At 43.3% G+C, this 2138-nt stretch carries 4 protein-coding genes; 2 read left to right on the forward strand and 2 right to left on the reverse strand.

The genetic code is table 11. The annotated features are described in order from the left end of the window. Positions 1-27: 27 nt before the first annotated feature. Entirely contained in the window at positions 28-276 is a 249-nt protein-coding gene (locus tag ABF638_RS37745; protein WP_435027847.1) for a Uma2 family endonuclease, read from the reverse strand. A gap of 287 nt (positions 277-563) precedes the next feature. Between ABF638_RS37745 and ABF638_RS37750 the strand changes: the two genes are divergently transcribed. Together ABF638_RS37750 and ABF638_RS37755 are read left to right on the forward strand one after the other, a co-directional pair. Continuing rightward, entirely contained in the window at positions 564-1142 is a 579-nt protein-coding gene (locus tag ABF638_RS37750) for a Uma2 family endonuclease (RefSeq protein ID WP_435027848.1), read from the forward strand. A 19-nt stretch (positions 1143-1161) separates the two neighbouring features. After that, positions 1162-1767, forward strand: a complete 606-nt coding sequence (locus ABF638_RS37755; RefSeq protein ID WP_435027849.1) for a class I SAM-dependent methyltransferase — start codon at positions 1162-1164, stop codon at positions 1765-1767. A gap of 62 nt (positions 1768-1829) precedes the next feature. On the opposite strand, the gene ABF638_RS37760 is transcribed toward ABF638_RS37755, so the two are convergent. Continuing rightward, positions 1830-2138, reverse strand: a 309-nt coding sequence (locus ABF638_RS37760; RefSeq protein WP_435027850.1) for a hypothetical protein, incomplete at its 5' end; no start/stop codon positions are given.

Genomic DNA, 2138 nt, shown 5'->3' on the forward strand with positions numbered 1-2138 from the left:
GGTGAGATGACTTCAGTACCATATCAATTACTCAATCAGAATGAAATAGCCCTGGCTGTTATACAAACGAAAATCGGTGTCTCTCAGTAAAAACCCTAGAGTTATTAAGAAATTGCTGGCAATTGCGCTATGAGATTCCGAACCTCCCGACATAGTAATAATCTCTCCGTTACGGTATTCATGGCGTTCTGGGTTTGTTTCTTCCATAGCCCGGTACTCGTCTAACGTCAGGCGAGTTGTTATTACTTCTGGGGGACTGGTTTGAGCAAAGACCACAATCAACCTCTTAGATAATTACCTCTAAAACTATTATCTGCAAAGTCAAGAAGAATTGCTATTGAACGGTGGAATGCCGCAGTTTCCAAGTGGGGCTACGGTGTGCTTTCATAGGCTGGTTGATATGTTTTATTGCCTTTAGGCAAGAATTTATCAAATTTAACAACAGCAAAGAAATACTGGTAGAGACGGCGTGGCGCTAGGAATTTAGGAGAGTTCTAAAATATGCCAGTATTGAAATATCCAAAAATTAGTAAAATGTAAGTTTAGAGAGTAAAAAAGGGTTTATGACCACAGCAGTCAAGAAACTTACCCTTGAGGAGTACCTTGCCTATGATGATGGCACAGATACCAAGTATGAACTTGTGGATGGAGAGTTGGTTGAAATGCCACCAGAAAGCGATAGAAATAACTTAATCTCTCTTTATCTACTGTCACAATTTCTCAAGTTTGTTCCCATTCAACTTATCCGTCATAAAGATACGGAACTTGTTGTCATAGGCAGTCGCACACGAGTCCGATTGCCTGACTTGATGATCTTGACACAGGAGTTATTAGAAGCGATGGCTCTCGGACGGGCTACAATCACTCCAGATATGCCTTCGCCAGTAATGGTAGTTGAGGTTGTGTCCCCAGGAAAGGTAAATGAGGATAGAGACTACCGCTATAAGCGCTCTGAGTATGCAGCACGGGGTATTCCTGAATACTGGATTGTTGATGCCCAGAAAGCCCAAATAACTCTACTAACTCTGGTAGATGGACTATATGAAGAATCTGTGTTTCAGGGGACGGAAACAATTCAATCAGTGATTTTCCCTGCGCTGGATTTGACCGCAGATTTAGTATTAGCAGCCGGACAGGTCTAAAATGAGACAAGGGTAACTAATGATGACCGAACGAGAATTTCCGAACTGGGAAGCGCTCTATCAAGAACAAGCCGTTGAAACCATGCCCTGGTTCAACCCTAGCTTAGATCCAGATGTCGAAGAAGCGCTCCTTACCCTTGAACTGAGCAATGGTTCAGTGCTGGATTTGGGAACAGGGCCAGGAACTCAAGCGCTTGCCCTAGCCGAACGAGGATTTCAGACGATGGGAACAGATTTGTCAGAGGCGGCCATTCGTCAGGCGGCAGCAAAGGCAAACCAAAAGGGATTAGAAATTTCGTTTCAGCAAGATGATATTCTCAACAGTCGTTTGGAACAATCTTTCGATTTGATTCTCGACAGAGGATGCTTCCATGTTCTGCCACCTCAAAGCTATGGTAGTTACGTGCAAACAGTTGCAAGCTTATTAAAGCCTAAGTGCTACCTGTTACTGAAATGCTTCTCTCAAGAGGAAACAAGAGAACAAGGGCCTTACCGCTTTAGCCCAGAGGAGATTGGGCAGATATTCAAAGAACGATTTCATCTGCGTTTGGCTAAACAAACGGTCTATCATGGGATACTCGATCCCCTTCCCAAAGCACTCTTTTGCATCCTAGAAAAGCATTGATTTTTTTTGTACAAATTTATCAGCTTTACTGAGAATAAGGCTCTACAAGATTTATAGCTTAGTCAGCGCAACAATCGCCTCATGCGACCCTTTTTCAGCACTGGGGACAGGTGTGGCGGAACTTTTACCTTCATCACCCCTGCAACAATTGCATAAAAATATGCAGCCGAAGCTTTAACAATAGAAGTGATGGCAAGTCTATCCAGTAGAGAAGCGATCGCAGTTCCGTATGAGCGATCGCTATAATCAATCCCTAACCACAGGGATTGATTATTACAATTGTATTTGTCGCAGTGCTTTAGCGATTGCAGTGCTAGCCTAGGCTGTTGACTTTGTGGGTTTTTAGGCGGTTTTTGCTCATGCAGTTTTTG

Source organism: Nostoc sp. CALU 1950 (assembly GCF_051172895.1).
Lineage (GTDB): Bacteria > Cyanobacteriota > Cyanobacteriia > Cyanobacteriales > Nostocaceae > Nostoc > Nostoc edaphicum_A.